General features: G+C 58.7%; 12 protein-coding genes. 3 read left to right on the forward strand and 9 right to left on the reverse strand.

Features of this window, described 5'->3' with window-relative positions; translation table 11 throughout:
- Window positions 1-144 precede the first annotated feature (144 nt).
- A complete protein-coding gene (locus tag ACOYXJ_RS18370; protein ID WP_007908631.1) occupies window positions 145-1,035 on the forward strand; it encodes an ATP-binding protein in 891 nt (296 codons plus the stop codon).
- The gene (locus ACOYXJ_RS18375) at window positions 1,032-1,514 is read left to right on the forward strand and encodes a GAF domain-containing protein (RefSeq protein ID WP_460370847.1); all 483 of its coding nucleotides are present in this window, start codon (window positions 1,032-1,034) and stop codon (window positions 1,512-1,514) included. The genes ACOYXJ_RS18370 and ACOYXJ_RS18375 overlap by 4 nt, the downstream gene beginning before the upstream one ends.
- Here ACOYXJ_RS18375 and ACOYXJ_RS18380 read toward each other — a convergent pair whose 3' ends face one another.
- From ACOYXJ_RS18380 to ACOYXJ_RS18415, 8 genes are all read right to left on the reverse strand, one after another.
- Window positions 1,515-4,460 carry an HD domain-containing phosphohydrolase gene (locus tag ACOYXJ_RS18380; protein ID WP_460370849.1) on the reverse strand — a complete coding sequence of 982 codons (2,946 nt, stop codon included), beginning with the start codon at window positions 4,458-4,460 and terminating at the stop codon, window positions 1,515-1,517. It lies immediately after the preceding gene.
- 47 nt (window positions 4,461-4,507) lie between these two features.
- Complete coding sequence (locus ACOYXJ_RS18385) at window positions 4,508-8,152, reverse strand: transporter substrate-binding domain-containing protein (protein ID WP_460370851.1); 3,645 nt, start codon at window positions 8,150-8,152, stop codon at window positions 4,508-4,510.
- A gap of 8 nt (window positions 8,153-8,160) precedes the next feature.
- Entirely contained in the window at window positions 8,161-8,787 is a 627-nt protein-coding gene (locus tag ACOYXJ_RS18390) for a response regulator transcription factor (protein ID WP_095120461.1), read from the reverse strand.
- A gap of 392 nt (window positions 8,788-9,179) precedes the next feature.
- Window positions 9,180-10,508 (reverse strand): deoxyguanosinetriphosphate triphosphohydrolase, encoded by a 1,329-nt coding sequence (locus tag ACOYXJ_RS18395; protein ID WP_016985477.1) that lies wholly within the window; start codon window positions 10,506-10,508, stop codon window positions 9,180-9,182.
- 118 nt (window positions 10,509-10,626) lie between these two features.
- Entirely contained in the window at window positions 10,627-11,790 is a 1,164-nt protein-coding gene (locus ACOYXJ_RS18400) for an EAL domain-containing protein (RefSeq protein WP_150792979.1), read from the reverse strand.
- A 124-nt stretch (window positions 11,791-11,914) separates the two neighbouring features.
- Entirely contained in the window at window positions 11,915-12,253 is a 339-nt protein-coding gene (locus tag ACOYXJ_RS18405) for a hypothetical protein (RefSeq protein ID WP_150792978.1), read from the reverse strand.
- Entirely contained in the window at window positions 12,250-12,636 is a 387-nt protein-coding gene (locus ACOYXJ_RS18410; RefSeq protein WP_016985474.1) for a phage holin family protein, read from the reverse strand. Before ACOYXJ_RS18410 ends, ACOYXJ_RS18405 begins: the two co-directional genes overlap by 4 nt.
- Before the next feature lie 2 nt (window positions 12,637-12,638).
- Window positions 12,639-12,953 (reverse strand): ElaB/YgaM/YqjD family protein, encoded by a 315-nt coding sequence (locus ACOYXJ_RS18415; protein WP_025113166.1) that lies wholly within the window; start codon window positions 12,951-12,953, stop codon window positions 12,639-12,641.
- Between the two features lie 305 nt (window positions 12,954-13,258).
- Here ACOYXJ_RS18415 and ACOYXJ_RS18420 point away from each other — a divergent pair, with 305 nt between their 5' ends.
- Window positions 13,259-14,467, forward strand: a complete 1,209-nt coding sequence (locus ACOYXJ_RS18420; protein ID WP_150792977.1) for an ammonium transporter — start codon at window positions 13,259-13,261, stop codon at window positions 14,465-14,467.
- Here ACOYXJ_RS18420 and ACOYXJ_RS18425 read toward each other — a convergent pair.
- Window positions 14,464-16,176 carry a cation:proton antiporter gene (locus ACOYXJ_RS18425; protein ID WP_150706442.1) on the reverse strand — a complete coding sequence of 571 codons (1,713 nt, stop codon included), beginning with the start codon at window positions 16,174-16,176 and terminating at the stop codon, window positions 14,464-14,466. The two genes, ACOYXJ_RS18420 and ACOYXJ_RS18425, sit on opposite strands and share 4 nt — an antisense overlap.
- Window positions 16,177-16,231 lie beyond the last annotated feature (55 nt).

Genomic DNA, 16,231 nt, shown 5'->3' on the forward strand with positions numbered 1-16,231 from the left:
TCCCTTCGCTGCTCAAGCATAGTCGATCATGTATGGATACCGAGGTTCCCGAATCGCCTTGTAACAAGGCTTGGTAGGTGAATTCTGATCTGTGCGTCGCCGCTGGATCGTCATCATCACTGTGAACGTGCACGAGGAGAAGACGTGGATTCCCGATTGAATGCTTTTCTTGAACGCGCCGAGTCGGTTCTGGCGCGGATCGAACCGCTGTTGCCGGCACCACGACCGGTGATCGACTGGGGCACTTGTCTGGCGGCGCGCTGGCAGCGCGACGGGCGCAGCGGCTACCTGTTGCCGCTGGAGGTCAGCCTCGACATGCGTCTGTCCGACCTGATCGGTGTTGACCGTCAGCTCGAACAACTGGGGCGCAACACCCAGCAATTTCTTGATGGCATGCCCGCCAACCATGCGTTGCTCTGGGGCTCGCGCGGTACCGGCAAGTCGTCGCTGGTGCGCGCCTTGCTGGCGGAACACGCCGCCGCGGGCCTGCGCCTGATCGAGATCGAGCGCGATCATCTGGCGGATCTGCCGCGGGTGGTCGAGCAGATCGGTAAACTGCCGCAACGTTTCGTGCTGTTTTGCGATGACCTGTCGTTCGAATCCGGAGAAGGCGATTATCGCGTGCTCAAAAGCGTGCTCGACGGCTCGCTTGAGCAGGCCCCGGACAACGTTTTGCTGTACGCCACTTCCAACCGTCGCCACTTGGTGCCGGAGAAGGAAAGCGATAACGAAAACTGGAAACGCGTCGACGGCGAACTGCACCCGAGCGAAGCCGTGGAAGACAAGATCGCGCTGTCGGACCGTTTCGGTCTGTGGCTGTCGTTCTACCCGTTTACCCAAGAACATTTCCTTAACGTCGTCGAGCACTGGATCGGCCAATTGGCGGCCAAGGCCGGTCTGAGCTGGCAGCGTGATGAAGAACTGGACATCCTCGCCGTGCGTTGGGCCACCGGCCGCGGTAATCGCAACGGACGTTGCGCGTACCAATTCGCCCGTTACTGGGTGGGACTGAAATTGTTGGAGCACAAGGCATGATTGATTTGCAACAAAGCGGCCAGGGCCTTGAAGGCTATGGCATGTTGGCCGCACAACTGGAATCGCTGCTGGCGGACGAGCGCGATTTCATCGCCAACGCCGCGCAGTTTTCGGCGTTTCTGTTCAACCAGCTCGATGACCTGAACTGGGCGGGTTTTTACCTCAATCGCAACGGCGAGCTGGTGCTCGGCCCGTTCCAGGGGCAGATCGCCTGTGTGCGTATTCCGTTCGGTCGTGGTGTGTGCGGTGCGGCGGCGGCCACTCTGCAAACCCAGCGGGTTGAAGACGTGCATGCATTCCCCGGCCATATCGCCTGTGACAGCGCTTCGAACAGTGAACTGGTCGTGCCGCTGGTAAAGGAAGGGCGTCTGATCGGTGTGCTCGACCTCGACAGCCCGAAACTGGCGCGTTTTGCTGAGCAGGATCAGGCCGGTATCGAGCAACTGGCGGCAATTTTCCTGCGTCTGACCGACTGTTGATCACGCGGTGAGGCCAGCCTTGTGCAACAGGCTGGCCGGATCGACTTTGTCGATCTGCGCGGGATCGAGAAAACGCACGGCGTACTGCATGTACACGCCTTCATTGATGAACAATCCAAACAGCTGGGCATCGATGTGCGCTTCGCGGCACATGGTCGCCATGATGGCCAGCGCCTCACTCAAGGTTTTGGCTTTCTTGTACGGGCGGTCGGCTGCGGTCAGCGCCTCAAAGATATCGGCAATCGCCATCATTCGCGCCGGCAGGCTCATGTCCTCACGCTTCAGGCGTTTCGGGTAACCGGTGCCGTCCATTTTTTCATGATGACCGCCGGCGATCTCGGCAATGCTGTCGAGGTGGCCGGGGAAGGGCAGGTGGCTGAGCATCATGATCGTCTGCACCATGTGATGATTGATCACATAGCGCTCTTCGCGGGTCAGGGTGCCGCGGCTGATGCTCAGGTTATACAGCTCGCCGCGATTGTATTTGTAGCGCGGTACATCCAGCTTGAAGCCCCATGGATTGTCTTCGGGAATCAACTCGTTCGGGTCACGTGCGAGCAAGTGCTCGGGCTTGTCTGCCAGAAGTTTTTCACTGACCGGCAAGATCGGTGGGGGCGTGCGCGCCTGACGCCGGTTTTCCTCCCATGACACGCCCAGTCGGTCGTCAAGGGTGCGCATCCAGGTGCGTTGCGCCAGTTGATCAAGACGTTGCAGATCCGCTTCAGCCATGGCCTCACTGCCCAGATTACAACGCGCGACAAACGCAAAATCGTCGTCCAGCGCCGCCAGTGTGGCGTCGCGCAACTGCGCCAATCCTGTCTCATCGCCGCCCAAGGCCCGCGCCTGCCAAAAGCTGATCCAGGCATCACGCTTGAGCACTTCGAAACGGGTGCGGATCTCATGAATGCGGTCGCTGATGGTTTCCAGTTTGGTCGCCTTGTCGACCACGTATTCCGGCGTCGTTACCTTGCCGCAATCGTGCAGCCATGCGGCAATGTGCAAGGCCTCCCATTCATCCTCGCTCGGCTGATAGGCACTGAACGCCGGCGCCTGACTGGCGGCCGCTGCCTGGGCGAGCATCAGCGTCAGCTCTGGCACGCGCTGACAATGCCCGCCGGTATAAGGACTCTTGGCGTCGATGGCGCCGGCAAGTAACTGAATAAAGGCGTCGAGCAACTGCTTCTGGCGGGCTTGCAGGCGCTGGCTCTCGATGCTCACTGCGGCAGCGCCTGACACTGCCTGCAAGAAAGCGATACGGTCAGGGCGCAGTTTTTCCAGGTCGGCTGCCGTGCCGCTGTCGTTGACCAGCAGGATCAACAGGCCGATGGTTTCGTCGTGGCGATTGTGCAGGCGGATGCCGATCAGATGAACCCGTGGCGATTGCATCACCATCAGGACTTTCTGCAGATCGGCGGCCTGATCGACGCCGAAATTGCTGACGACATTGTTGGCGCTGACCAATTGTTCGAACCACTCCGGGCCTGTGCTTTGTTGCAGGTCGTGGCCCTGAATGTCGAACGCTTCCAGTGCCTGAGGCGTGCCATCGATCACCAACCCGTAAGGCTCCATACGGCTGCTGTCGCTTTCACGCAGATAGATCAACCCTGCCTGCGCCTGGGCGATCTGTACCGTTTCGAACAGCACCCGTTGCAGCAATGGGGCGAATCGGGTTTCGGCGCCCAAAGTGTCGGTGATGCGGAAGAAACTCGCCAACGTGTCTTTCATCCGCGCCATCGACACGCTCAACTGGTCGACTTCCAGTACCGGCGAGCGTCGAGTCAGCGGAAAGTTGAAATCGAAGCTGCGGATCGCGTCGGCTTCCTTGACCAGCGCATGTAGCGGTTTGACCAGAACCCGCGAGATTACCCAACCCAGTGGCAGGCACAACAGCAAGGTGGCCAAGGTAATCAACGCGCCTTGCCAGCGCATGCGATAGGCATCGACCAGCAATTCGTCTTCCGGCACCAGGAGTGCCAACTGCAAGCCTTTGGGGCCACCTTCCTCAATGCTGCTGCGAGCGACTATCCATTGCCGGCCATCGACTTCCAGTCGCTTGCCCGTGTGCTCTGCGGACAGCAACGCGTGCAGGCTCGGACTCAGGTCGGTGGCTTTGGCCAGATGCGTGGAGCTGTCGTCGACGATCAGACGGCTGCTGTCGGGGTATGCCACGGCGTTACCGTCGGCATCGAACAGGGCAATGTCAGTGGAGGGCGTGACCACATGTTTGCTCAGGGTCGCAGACAGTGCAGCCAGCGTCAGGTCGGCACCGATCACTGCGTTTTCACCACTGCGCCGGGCCAGTGTGGTGCCGACATTGTGGGTTGAAAAAAACACATAGGGTTCGGTGGTGATCTGTTCGGTTTGCTGGCGGGCATTGATGAACCAGGCGCGGTTGCGCGGATCATAAGGGGCGTCGGTATTTTCCTGGTGGCCGATCGGGGTCAGGGCCTGATCGAAGAACAGCGATTGCGAGCGCGCTTTCCCTTGCGGGTCATGCTCGATGCTCCACACCTGATAAGCCGCCGCTTCTGGAGCCTTGAACAGGGCCTTGATCGCCGAGGTGCGAAGCGGGCGCACCATGAAGAAATCACCGTTGGCGTAACCCAGATACAGCGAGGCCAGATTCGGGTTATCACTGAGCGACTGGCTGAACGGCCTGAGCAGCGGCAATCGTTGTTCCAGGGCCAAGGCCTGTGTAGCGGGATTGACCGCCAACAGGCTCAACAAATGGCGGATCGGCTGATAGGTGGCGGACAGGTCGAGGCGCACGTCCTGTTCGATCCGGCTGAACAGCTTGTCGCTGCTCGACAGGATGATCTGCGTGGTCTGGCGATAATTGAACAACCCCAGCACCACGCCGGTGAGCAGCAGGAGAAACGTGAACATGACACTGATGTGCACGTGCAGCGGGAACCGGCGCTGTTCCGGGCGCAGTGGGCTGGGCATTTCAGGTTCTCCATGATGTTTAACTCACTGCTCAGCGCCAAGCATAGTTAAGGCACGCTCATCGTGCCTTGATCGGACAATGCCAATTGTTGCTGCAAGGCTTGCTCCAGTTCGAGTATCGCCCGGTTGATCGCCTCGCAACGACGAGCGATCTCGTTTGTCGCCAAGTCTTGCGTGCAGGCGAGCTCCAGGGCGTCGCAGCATTCGATTACCCGTGATGCCTGAGCGATGCGTGCGGCCCCCTTGATCTTGTGAGCGACCACCGCCAAGGCTCCGCGATCACCCTGCGGCGACAGCGCGAGCAGTTCCTGTCGGTCGAGGCGGCTGCTCTTGAGCAGTTCAACCAGCAAGCGCCGGGCCTGGGCAGGGCTGCCGCCCGTCAACATGTTCAGATTTCGCAGGTTGAATGCCGGTGGGGGCGACGCCGCTGCGATGCCGTCGATCCATTGGCTGAGCAGACTCAGGCTCAGGGGCTTGAACAGGCAGTCGTTCATGCCTGCCTGTTTGCAACGCTGGATTTCCTCAGGTTGCGCATTCGCCGTGAAACCCAGCACCGAGCAAGGTGGGAGGCGGTTCTGCAGCTCATGCTGGCGAATGGCGCGCGTCAGTTCATAACCGTTCATCAAAGGCATGTTGCAATCGACAATCACCAGATCGAAGGCGCCTTCTTTCCAGCGTTCGAGTCCGCTACAGCCGTTCTCGGCGATGCTGAAGTGATGGCCGAGAAATTCCAGTTGCTGACACATCAACAAACGATTGGCCGGGTGATCATCCACCACCAGAACGCGCAGCGGTGTCTGCGAGGTCTTGATCGCTGGCTCATCCCTGGCCGCGCTCGCCTGTGCCGGCAAGCTGTCCAGGGGCAGGGAAACGCAGACCTGTGTTCCGATGCCGGGCTGGCTGCTCAATTGCAACTGGCCGCCCATCATTTCACACAGGTTGCGACTGATCACCAGCCCCAGACCTGCGCCACTTCGGGCTTGCTGAGGGCTATTTTCTGCCTGGGCAAAGGGCTCGAACAATCGTTGCTGATCCTCTGCACTGATACCCGCACCGCTGTCTTGTACGGTCAATTGCATCAGAGCCCGCCCAGGCACATCAGTGGTCATGAGGTCGACGCTGATTCTGATGTGTCCTTGCTCAGTGAATTTGATGGCGTTGCTGATCAGATTGGATAGCACTTGCTTGAAACGCAGTGGGTCCAGGCATACATCGACCGCCAGATCCGGCGGATTGAAGATGACTTGCAAAGCGAGATTCTTCTGCCGGGCCAGGCCGTCGAAGATTCTTGCGACAGACGCTACTGTGTCCACCAGATTGACCCGTTCCGGGCACAGACTCAGGCGTCCGGATTCGATCCGTGCGATGTCGAGGATGTCGCCGATCAAACCCAACAGATCCTTGGCCGAGTGGTAGGCAGTGTCGATCGAAGAGCGATCCGGATGGTGTTGATCGATGCGTTTGAGCGTCAGTTCAAGCATGCCGATCACCGCATTCATGGGCGTACGGATTTCATGGCTCATGGTGGCCAGGAATGTACTTTTCGCCCGGTTGGCGTCATCTGCCTGTTCCTTGGCCGCACGCAGTTCCTCAAACAGCTGTCGGCGTTCGCTGATGTCGATCCAGCCACCGATGATGCCTTTCACGTCGCCGCTGGAGTCTCGGTACGGCAGTATCCAGTGATAGATCGTCAGGCGTCGTTTGCCGATGTGCAAAGGCCGGTCGAGCACCAGCGCAGTGCCTTCGGCGACCACTCGCTGATAATCGGCATGAAAGGCCTGGGCCTCGAAAGCGTTGCTCAGGGTGCCCTGCATGACGCTTTTGCCTATCACGTCCTCACGCTTGGCATTGAACACTTCGAGATAGCTGTCATTACAGCTTTGCAGCAGACCCTGGCGATCGCGTACGTAGATCGGATGCGGCGTACCGTTGACCAGCGAGCGCATGAATTCGAACTGATCGTTCAGGGCCCGCTCAGCCGCCTGGCGTTGTTTGATCTGGTGTCGCATGTAGGCGTTCCAGGCAAGCAGGAGCAACAGGAGCAGGCAGGCGCCGATGATCACTTGATAGAACAGGCGCTGGTAATTGCGCCAGATGTTTTGCGAGGCGCTGGAATATCCACGCCAGCGCCCGTTGATGACGCCGAGTTCTTCCGGGGAAATGCTCAGAAGCGCTTTGTTGATGATCGAGCCCAGTTCCGTGTTGTCACGTGCGGTTGCCAGAGAAAACTCGGCCTGACCGGTGCCGATGGTGGTAGTGATCTGCAGCGCCTGCTCGAAGATTCGCGAAGAAATGAAGTAGTTGGCGATCACCAGTGAATTCACCGCACCGTCGACATGGCCTTTGGCGAGCAGCGAGACGGCGCTGAAGGTATCTGCCGTTTCGATCAACTGGATCCGTGGAAATTCGCGTCGCAGGTACTCGACCAGGGGATTGCCTTGGGCGATCGCCAGTTGCTTGCCTTTGAGCTGACCCAGATTAGTCGGACTGTCGGCACTCTTGCGCGTCAGCAGCACATAGGAGTTTTCCAGATAGGGCCGACTGAAACTCAGGGTTTTTTCTCGCTCGGCGGTCGGCAGCAAGGCCGCGATGAGATCGGCCTGGTGGTCATCGATCTGTTTGATCATCTCGGCGTCGTTGCGGCTGCGATGGACCTCGAAGCGCAGGCCGGTGCGCAGGCGAATCAGTTCGAGAAGATCGGCGCTGATCCCGCGAAAATTGCCTGCGTCATCGAAGAAGGTCAGCGGCGCATAGGCCTCATTCACCACCACGCTCACTACCGGATGCTGCTGCAGCCATGTTTCTTCGCGTTCGGTCAGTTGCAGTTTCTGGTCGGTGAGCAGCAGGTCGCTGCCGGCGCTCCAGCGTTTGGCAATGTTCTCGCGCTCGCTACGCGGCACCGCTTTAAGCACGGCGTCGACGATATTCAATAACTGCGGATTGTTTCGACGTACGGCGAAGCTGAACCCCTGGGCCTCCTGTTTGCCGAAATTGGCCATGCGCACGTTGTTGAGGTAGCCCTTGTTGATCATGTAGTGGGTTGAGATCGTGTCGCCGAGAAACACGTCGGCCTGGTCGAAGGCCACGGCGTTAATGGCATTCTGGTAGGAGGGATAGCAGGTGATGAGCGCTTTGGGATACAGCGCCTTGACCTCATGCAGAGGCAGATAGTGGTAGACCATGCTCAGGCGCAATCCTGCCAGGCCTTTACTCAGGCTGCGGGTTTCGCCTTCGCGGGTAACGAGCACAGGTTGATCGTTGGCATACGGTTCGGACAGCGCAAGGTTGGCATTGGCGGATTCATAGCCGTTGGCTGTCCCGAGCAGGTCAATCTGACCATCGACCAGAGCGCGAATGGCAGCATCCCGGGAGGCAAAACGTTTGACCTTGATCGGCAAACCTGTGGCTTGAGCGACAAGCCCGACATAGTCGGCGGTGAGACCTTCATAATCGTGACCGCTGACGGTCATGTCGAACGGTGGATAGTCAGGAGCGGACGTTCCGAGTATCAACTCGTCGCGCGTTTGCAGCCACTGTCGTTGAGACTGTTCCAATACAACCGGCACCGGCTCGCCTGCCGATCGGCTGAGCAAGGCATAGTCCGGTGAATCAACGGGCATGGCAAACACATTGGCACTCAGGTACAGACCTGTGCTCAATGCAATTAAATAGTCTTTCAAACGACTGGGCATGCGGGGTCTCACACGAGTGCGTTGCGTTTGGCCATCTCGATAAGTTCTACAAGGGATTTGGCTTTGAGTTTTTGCATCAAGCGTTTTTTATAGGTACTGACCGTTTTATTGCTCAGAAACATGCCCTTGGCTATTTCCTTGTTGGTACGGCCTTGGGCAAATAACTGCAAAACCATTAATTCGCGATCATTGACGGATTTGAACAGTTCCAGTTCTGCATAACGAGTATCGTCGCTGCGAACCGGATTCAACGCCTGACTGGGGAAATAGTTGTAACCGGACAGCACGGCTTTTATCGCACTGACCAGTTCGCTCAAGTCTTCCTGTTTACAGACATATCCGGAGGCACCGGACTGCATGCAACGAATACCGAATAACGTCGGACATTGAGCAGTCAGCACCAGGGTTTTGAGCGGCGAACTCATGGCGTTGAAGCGGGCAAGTACCTCCAGGCCATCAAGTTTGGGAATGCTGATGTCGAGAATGATCAGGTCCGGCATGCACTCGCGCACCATTTGCATGGCATCGACCCCGTTGTCGGTTTCGCCGACGACCTTGTAGCCTTCATGTTCCAGCAGCATTCGAACGGCGAGACGGATGACCGGGTGATCGTCGACAATAAAAACGGAGTTCATAATCAAGTCCCATACAAGCACGAATAAAGCGCGCACCTTAGCTCAGTTGAATGAGCGCTCGCATGAGCTGACTTGGCTCCAGTCGTGTTATCGGATTGTTCCTACAGCTAATGAGGAAAGGGACTACGATCAAACTAGGTATGACGTAAGGAAGTGCAGGGTGTTCATCGGCTTATAGTTGGTCGTGAATGTTTTGCAAGTGCTGGCTGTAAATGGCTTTTTGTTCAATGTTTAAATGCTCGGGACAGTCGCTTGTTGTTTGTATTTTTCGCCGCTGCATCCTGCCACAGAATTATTCGAAATAGGCAAGTGTCAATCCAGGTTCCAAGTCAAGAAAGTGATCATTGCGCATTCAACCGGCCGACGCTATCGGCAGGTTGAATGCATTCGGGTCAGTGACTGGAACGACCGGTCATCTCCAGCGCCATGTCGCTGGCGTAGCTGTCGGTCATGCCGGCGATGAAATCGATCATGCGCAAAAACGACGTATGCAAAGAACCCTGCGGATCCGGTGCGTTATTACCGAGCAAGTCGAGGATGCGCCGACTCTTGAACGATGGCGTGCGACCGTTGTGTTGCTCCAGCGCGGCGCCGCAGAAGGAGTTAAGGAGAATCTCCAGCGTCGTGTAGGCACCGATTTCGTGCAGGGTCTTGCGCTTGTCTTGAAAGATTTTCTTGCGGGCAATGTCCTTGGCGTTCAACACACAGCGCTTGGCCGGGCCATGCATGTGCTCGACCAGATCGCCATGCAGCGTGCCGGCGAGCAGTGCGTCCTGTTGCTCGACAAACGCTCGCGCCGCTGCGTTGGTCAGATGTTCGATGGCCTTGCCACGCAGGATGGCGAGCTTGCGTCGTCGTGAATCCTGCGGGCCTAGCTGACGATAGGTTTCCGGCAGATCATCGCCCACCAATCCGAGTAACAGCGATTCGACCTCAGCGTACTCCAGCAACTCCATTTCAAGACCGTCTTCCAGGTCGATCAAGGCGTAGCAGATGTCGTCCGCCGCCTCCATCAGGTAGACCAGCGGATGGCGCGCCCAGCGTTGCTCTTCCAGTTGCGGCAGGCCCAGCTTCTGAGCGATTTGCTCCAGAAGCGGCAGTTCGCTCTGATAACAGCCGAACTTGTGTTTCTTGTAACCGAGGGAGTCGGCGTGACGGGCTGTCCACGGGTATTTCAGATAGGTGCCGAGGGTGGCGTAGGTCAGGCGGGTGCCGCCGTCGAACTGATGGTACTCAAGCTGAGTGAGCACGCGAAAGCCTTGGGCGTTGCCTTCGAAATTGAGGAAGTCGCCGCGCTCGGCTTCGCTCATGCCGTCCAGCCAGCCACGCCCGGCTGCCTGTTGGAACCAGTGGCGAATGGCATCTTCACCGGAGTGACCGAACGGCGGGTTGCCGATGTCGTGGGCCAGACATGCCGATTGCACCACCATGCCCAGATCGCTGGGGTCGCACCATTGTGGCAGGGCGCTACGCAGTGTTTCGCCGACGCGCATGCCCAGCGAGCGGCCGACACAACTGACCTCCAGCGAGTGGGTCAGGCGTGTGTGAATGTGGTCGTTACTGGTGACCGGGTGCACTTGGGTTTTTCGGCCCAGACGCCGAAAGGCGCCGGAGAAGATGATGCGGTCATGGTCTTTGTGAAAAGGACTGCGGCCAAGTTCTTGCGGGCTGTGCAGGGGCTTTCCGAGACGTTCGCGGTTGAGCAGGGTTTGCCAATCCAAGGCTGATTCTCTCCGACAGGTGACTGGGGGGCCAATTAGTTTCCCCGCTGTGGTGTGGAAACTTAATGGGCAACGCTCGCCCTAGCTTCCCGGTTCGGCTCTGAGCCTGCAAGCGCAACTACAGCCCTGCAGCATCAATGTCGATCAGCAGCAGACGTTCGCCATTGTCGAAGAACTGCCCGGCCGTCAGGCAATACTGGTTGCTGGTTGCATCGCGGTAGGTGTTGGACAGCGTCAGGCGCCGCTCCTCCCAGCCTTCAGCGAGTAAATGATAGAAGTACGGACGCCATGACCAGTTGTGCCCCAAATAGCGATTGTCGGCGATCCAGCCACTGTGCCGCCATTCCAGATTAGGTGTCAGTTGCGTGCCGTGGCGGTCGCATTGATAGAACCGCAGCAGCCATGGAAAGGCGTCCAGTTGTGGCAATGCGCTCAGCGGTGCGTGAGCTTGCGCCCAGTTCTGCAGAATGGTCATCAATTCGCCCAGTTGCTGACGCATTTGCATCAAGCGGGCCCGTTCTGCCAGTTTCTGCCGGACATAGCGTTGACGCAGTCCGGCGAAGCGTTGCACAAAAGCGTCTGTGGGGTAAAAAGCTTCCTGCGCCCGAGCGAACAGAAAACCCTGCACGTACCGCGATCCGCACTCCAGAGCGAAATTCAACTGCGCCTCGGTTTCGACGCCTTCAGCGATAATCCAGCAACCGGTCTTTTCGGCCATCTGCGCCAACGCCTTGACCACATCACTGCTCGGCCCACCGAGTGCGGCGGCCTGAAACAGGCGCATGTCGAGTTTGAGAATGTCCGGTTGCAGCGCCAGCACCCGATCCAGTTGTGAATAGCCCGCGCCAAAATCATCAATGGCGATTCGTGCCCCGGCCTCGCGATAACGCTCGACCACTTCGGCCAGACGTTGGCCGTTGCCGCCCAGTTCAGTGATCTCGAAAACGATGCGCTGCGGATCGACAAGGTGTCGCGCGATTTGCTTGAGACTTGGCAGCGCTTGTTCGGGGCGTAAGCGACTGATCCAGCGCGGCGACATGTTGAGGCTGAGAAACCAGTCCGAGGGCGCTTCATGCAGGCGGCTCAAGGCATTGTCGCGGATCTGTCGGTCGAGACGGCGCAAGGCGATGGCCGGAGTACGCGGGTCGGCGAACAGCGGCCCGACCGACACCAGTTGTCCATCGGCCTGGCGCAGCCGGCCCAGTGCTTCGACGCCGGCAATCCGGCCGGTGGCGGTATCGATGAAGGGTTGAAAGCAGGCGAGCGGTTGCCCGTCGATCACGGAGCCTCCTTAGTCGTTCTTGTTCTGGTTGAACCTGTCGACCGGATAGGCGTTCAGGATTGAACCTCTTGGTAAAAGAGGTCCATCCCGAGAATGTTGCAAGAATGTGGCCAGATGCAGTACTTCAGCGTTTGCCGGAGTTTTGCATGACCATTTTGATCAGCGGCCCAAGACTTGTGCCAAGACGAACCAATCGGGTCAAACCACCCACGCCGCCGCTTTTGGTGCCTTTGCCGGTGATGAAACCCAGCAGCGTCACCGCCGCCACACCCCATAACGGCGCGTGCTTTATCCCGAAACCGCCCTGCAAGCTTTGCGTCATGCCGCGCACGCGCTGCAGAGGTTGCAGCACCTGCCCGGCTTCATGGCGGATTTCCTGACGGTGCATTTCCATGCGCAGACGTATCAGCGCCTTGCGCATTTCCCGGCGGGAACTGTTATGTGGAAGTTCAGGAAGGCTCATGGCAGCAGGCGCTCCCGGTCGTTGGCCAGCTCTTCGAGCGTGCCGTGGAAAGGCGAGGATTCATCGAAGATCGCTGCCTTGAGGCGAAGTCCGCAAAAGATCGAGGCCAAGGTATAGAAAACGCACAGGCCGATGATTGCGGCAAGGCGATACGTGTCCCAGAACACGATCATCACCAAGGTCGATAACCCCACCAGCAACAACAGGGCAAAGACCAGGGCCAGACCTGCAAACAGCAACAGGCTGACGGTACGTGATTTCTGCTCCTGCAATTCGATGCCGAACAACTCGACATGGCTGTGCAGCAGACCCAGAACGGCGGCGCCCAAGCGCCGCGTGGAAGAGGCGGTGCCCGCAGTCGGGCCGGATTCACCGATCGACATAATCAGCGCCGAGTGGCCAGCAGGCCGATCAGGAAGCCGACACCAGCAGCGATACCGACGGACTGCCAAGGGTTGGCCGACACGTAATCTTCAGTGGCAGTGACCGCAGCCTGACCGCGATCACGCAGGGTGTCTTCGGTCAGTTTCAGGGTTTCGCGGGCGCGCAGCAGGCTGTCGTGGATCTGCTCGCGCAGCTCATCAGCCTGATCGCCGGCCAGGGTGGCGGTGTGCTCGAGCAAGCGTTCGGTGTCGGCGACCAAAGTCTGGAAATCGTTCATGAGGATTTCTTGAGCAGTCTTTGCCTTGATGCTGGCCATGGGTGGATCTCCGTAAGTGACGTCTGAAGCGTTCGAGTATGAGCCTTGCGCGAAGGTTCAGTACAAATGACTGGTACAACTTTTGCTGTGTCATGGTGCGTTGCCCGGCTGTTGTGCGCTGTTGCCGGGCGTGCGCGTTGAGAAACCTTATCCCAAACAATCCCGGTTTGTGTCAGGACATCGACCTGGTGCGCCAAAGCAGTTCGCCGAACCCTGCGTTTCGTGACTGCTTGGTCGCAACTTGGTGCATGAAATGTACGCATGAACCGCTTTGGTGCCTTTTTCGCCTTTAGGTCTGCCTGCTTATGGAAAATCTGCAAAGCGCTGTGGACACCCTGGTTCACAGCTCCAATACCTTGTTCATTCTGATCGGTGCGGTGATGGTGCTGGCGATGCACGCCGGTTTCGCCTTTCTGGAGGTTGGTACGGTCCGTCAGAAAAACCAGGTCAATGCGCTGTCGAAGATTCTCAGTGATTTCGCCGTCTCGACCCTGGCCTATTTCTTTATAGGCTATTGGATCTCCTATGGTGTGACCTTCATGCAGCCGGCGGCGGTGTTGAGTGCCGATCACGGTTATGGACTGGTGAAGTTTTTCTTCCTGCTGACCTTTGCCGCTGCGATCCCGGCGATCATTTCCGGCGGTATCGCCGAGCGCGCGCGTTTTGTGCCGCAGTTGTGCGCCACGGCGTTGATCGTTGCGTTCATCTATCCGTTTTTCGAAGGCATGATCTGGAACGGCAACTACGGTCTGCAAGCGTGGCTGACGACGCAGTTCGGTGCCGCTTTCCATGATTTCGCCGGTTCCGTGGTGGTGCATGCCATGGGCGGTTGGCTGGCGCTGGCGGCGGTGCTGTTGCTGGGGCCGCGCAATGGCCGTTATCGCGACGGTCGCCTGGTGGCCTTCGCACCGTCGAGCATTCCCTTTCTGGCATTGGGTTCGTGGATTCTGATTGTCGGCTGGTTCGGCTTCAACGTGATGAGCGCGCAGACCCTGCAAGGCGTCAGTGGTCTGGTAGCAGTCAATTCGTTGATGGCGATGGTCGGCGGCACCATGGCGGCGCTGCTCGTCGGGCGCAATGACCCGGGCTTTCTGCACAACGGCCCATTGGCCGGGTTGGTCGCAATCTGTGCCGGCTCCGATCTGATGCATCCGGTCGGGGCGCTGGTGACCGGTGCAATTGCCGGCGCGCTGTTCGTCTGGTGCTTTACCGCCGCGCAGGTGAAATGGCGCATAGATGATGTGTTGGGCGTATGGCCATTGCACGGCTTGTGCGGTGTTTGGGGCGGGATTGCCTGCGGGATCTTCGGCCAGACTGCGCTTGGCGGTATTGGCGGCGTCAGCCTGATCAGCCAGTTGATCGGCACCGCGCTCGGTGTCGCTGTGGCGCTGATCGGTGGCTTCGTCGTGTACGGCGTGATCAAGGCGTTGCACGGGCTGCGCCTGAGTCAGGAACAAGAGTATTACGGCGCGGATCTGTCGCTGCACAAGATCGGCGCAGTGAGCCAGGATTAGGTCTCTTCATCGTCGGCTCCACGGTAAAAGCCGTGGAGCAGGCGATAACGGTCACTTCGCACCTGATCGACTTTTTCCTGAACCTGACGCGCCGGCAACCCGAGCATGATCAAGGCGTGAGAGCCGAGCATCAGGCTGGATTCCAATAGCTCAGGCACTACTTCGGTGGCGCCTGCGGCTTTGAGCTCCGCCAATTGGCTGTCGTCGCGGGTGCGCACCAGAATCGGCACCTGATCATTGAGGCGGCGTGCTTCCTTGAGAATGCGCAGGGCGACGTCGGTTTGATCCACGGCAATCACACAGAGTCGTGCGCGCAGCAGGCCAACGGCGGTCAGCAGTTCGCCGCGCGACGAGTCGCCGTAATGCACGTCACTTTCCCCACTGGCGGCTTCCTGTACCCGTACCGGGTCATTGTCCAGCGCGATATAAGGCTGTTTGGCATTGCGCAGGAAACGACCGATGGATTGGCCGACCCGGCCGTAGCCGCAAATCACCACGTGCTGGTTGAGGTCGGCGTTGAGCGCGCTGATCTCTTCGATCTGTGCCTCTTGATTGGGTTTGCGGTGCAGCCCTGCAGCGACGCGGGGTGCTGCGCGCAACAACAATGGCGTCAGCAGCATCGAGCAGAACGTCGCCGCGAGCAGAAGGTTGCCAAGCCCTTCGGGCATCATGCTGTTTTGTTGCATCTGCGCCATCAGTGCAAAGCAGAATTCGCCTCCCTGGGCCAACGCCAGACCACTGCGCCACGCTGTTTCGCTGTCACTGCCGCGCCACTTCACCAACAAGGCGACGACGATGCCCTTGATCACCATCAAACCGACGGTAAGTCCGAGAATCAGCAGGCTGTGACTGACGAACAGTTGCAGGTCGATCAGCATGCCGATGCTGACGAAGAACACACCTAGAAGGATGTCGCGAAATGGCCGGATGTCGGCCTCGATCTGGTGACGATAGTGGCTTTCACCGAGCAACATCCCCGCCAGAAATGCACCGAGGGCGGGGGACAGGCCCAGCAGGTGAGTCAGCCAGGCGGTCAACAACACAATCACCAGTGCCAGCAGCACGAACAACTCGGCCGAGCGTGACGCTGCCACTTCATGGAACAACCTTGGCAGTATCCAGCGACTGGCCAGCAGCAGCCCGACAAACAGCACCACGGTTTTTGCCAGCGTCAGCGGCAGCGCCCAGTACCAGGCTTGCTCGCTGCTGCCGGCGAACACGGGCACCAATGTCAGCAGCAATACCGCGACAACGTCCTGAAACAGTAAAACACCAACGGCATTCTGGCCGTGGCTGCTGAACACCTCGCCAAGGCTGCCCAACTCTTTGGTCACAATCGCAGTCGATGACAGCGAAAGCCCGGCGCCGAGCAACAGCGCCGGTGTGATCGGCATGCCCAACAGCATCAATAGCAGCCCGAGCAGCGCGGTGCTGACCAGCACCTGCTGACTGCCGAGACGGAACACGACCTGGCGCAGCGCGATCATCTTCGACAGGGAGAACTCCAGACCCAGTGAAAACAACAGAAACACCACCCCCAACTCCGCGACGTCGGGCAAGTGTTCGCTCTCGTTGACCCAGTCGAACGCACTCGGTCCGACCAGCAATCCTACGCACAGATAACCCAGAACCGGTGGCAACCGCAGGCGACGGAACAGGGCAATCACCACAAGGGACGAGGCGAGGATGATCAACAGATTGGCGAACACTGGACACTCCGATGTCAGATTCAGGCTTTTCAAGCGTAGAGGTAAAAAGTCCGGG

Source organism: Pseudomonas sp. Tul2A7 (genome assembly GCF_054790505.1).

Bases quoted from the DNA above. Each gene is read 5' to 3' on its own strand.
- ACOYXJ_RS18380 (WP_460370849.1), bottom strand. From the start codon at position 4,460: ATGCCCAGCCCACTGCGCCCGGAACAGCGCCGGTTCCCGCTGCACGTG.
- ACOYXJ_RS18410 (WP_016985474.1), bottom strand. From the start codon at position 12,636: ATGTCGATCGGTGAATCCGGCCCGACTGCGGGCACCGCCTCTTCCACG.
- ACOYXJ_RS18405 (WP_150792978.1), bottom strand. From the start codon at position 12,253: ATGAGCCTTCCTGAACTTCCACATAACAGTTCCCGCCGGGAAATGCGC.
- ACOYXJ_RS18385 (WP_460370851.1), bottom strand. From the start codon at position 8,152: ATGCCCAGTCGTTTGAAAGACTATTTAATTGCATTGAGCACAGGTCTG.
- ACOYXJ_RS18420 (WP_150792977.1), top strand. From the start codon at position 13,259: ATGGAAAATCTGCAAAGCGCTGTGGACACCCTGGTTCACAGCTCCAAT.
- ACOYXJ_RS18375 (WP_460370847.1), top strand. From the start codon at position 1,032: ATGATTGATTTGCAACAAAGCGGCCAGGGCCTTGAAGGCTATGGCATG.
- ACOYXJ_RS18415 (WP_025113166.1), bottom strand. From the start codon at position 12,953: ATGGCCAGCATCAAGGCAAAGACTGCTCAAGAAATCCTCATGAACGAT.
- ACOYXJ_RS18390 (WP_095120461.1), bottom strand. From the start codon at position 8,787: ATGAACTCCGTTTTTATTGTCGACGATCACCCGGTCATCCGTCTCGCC.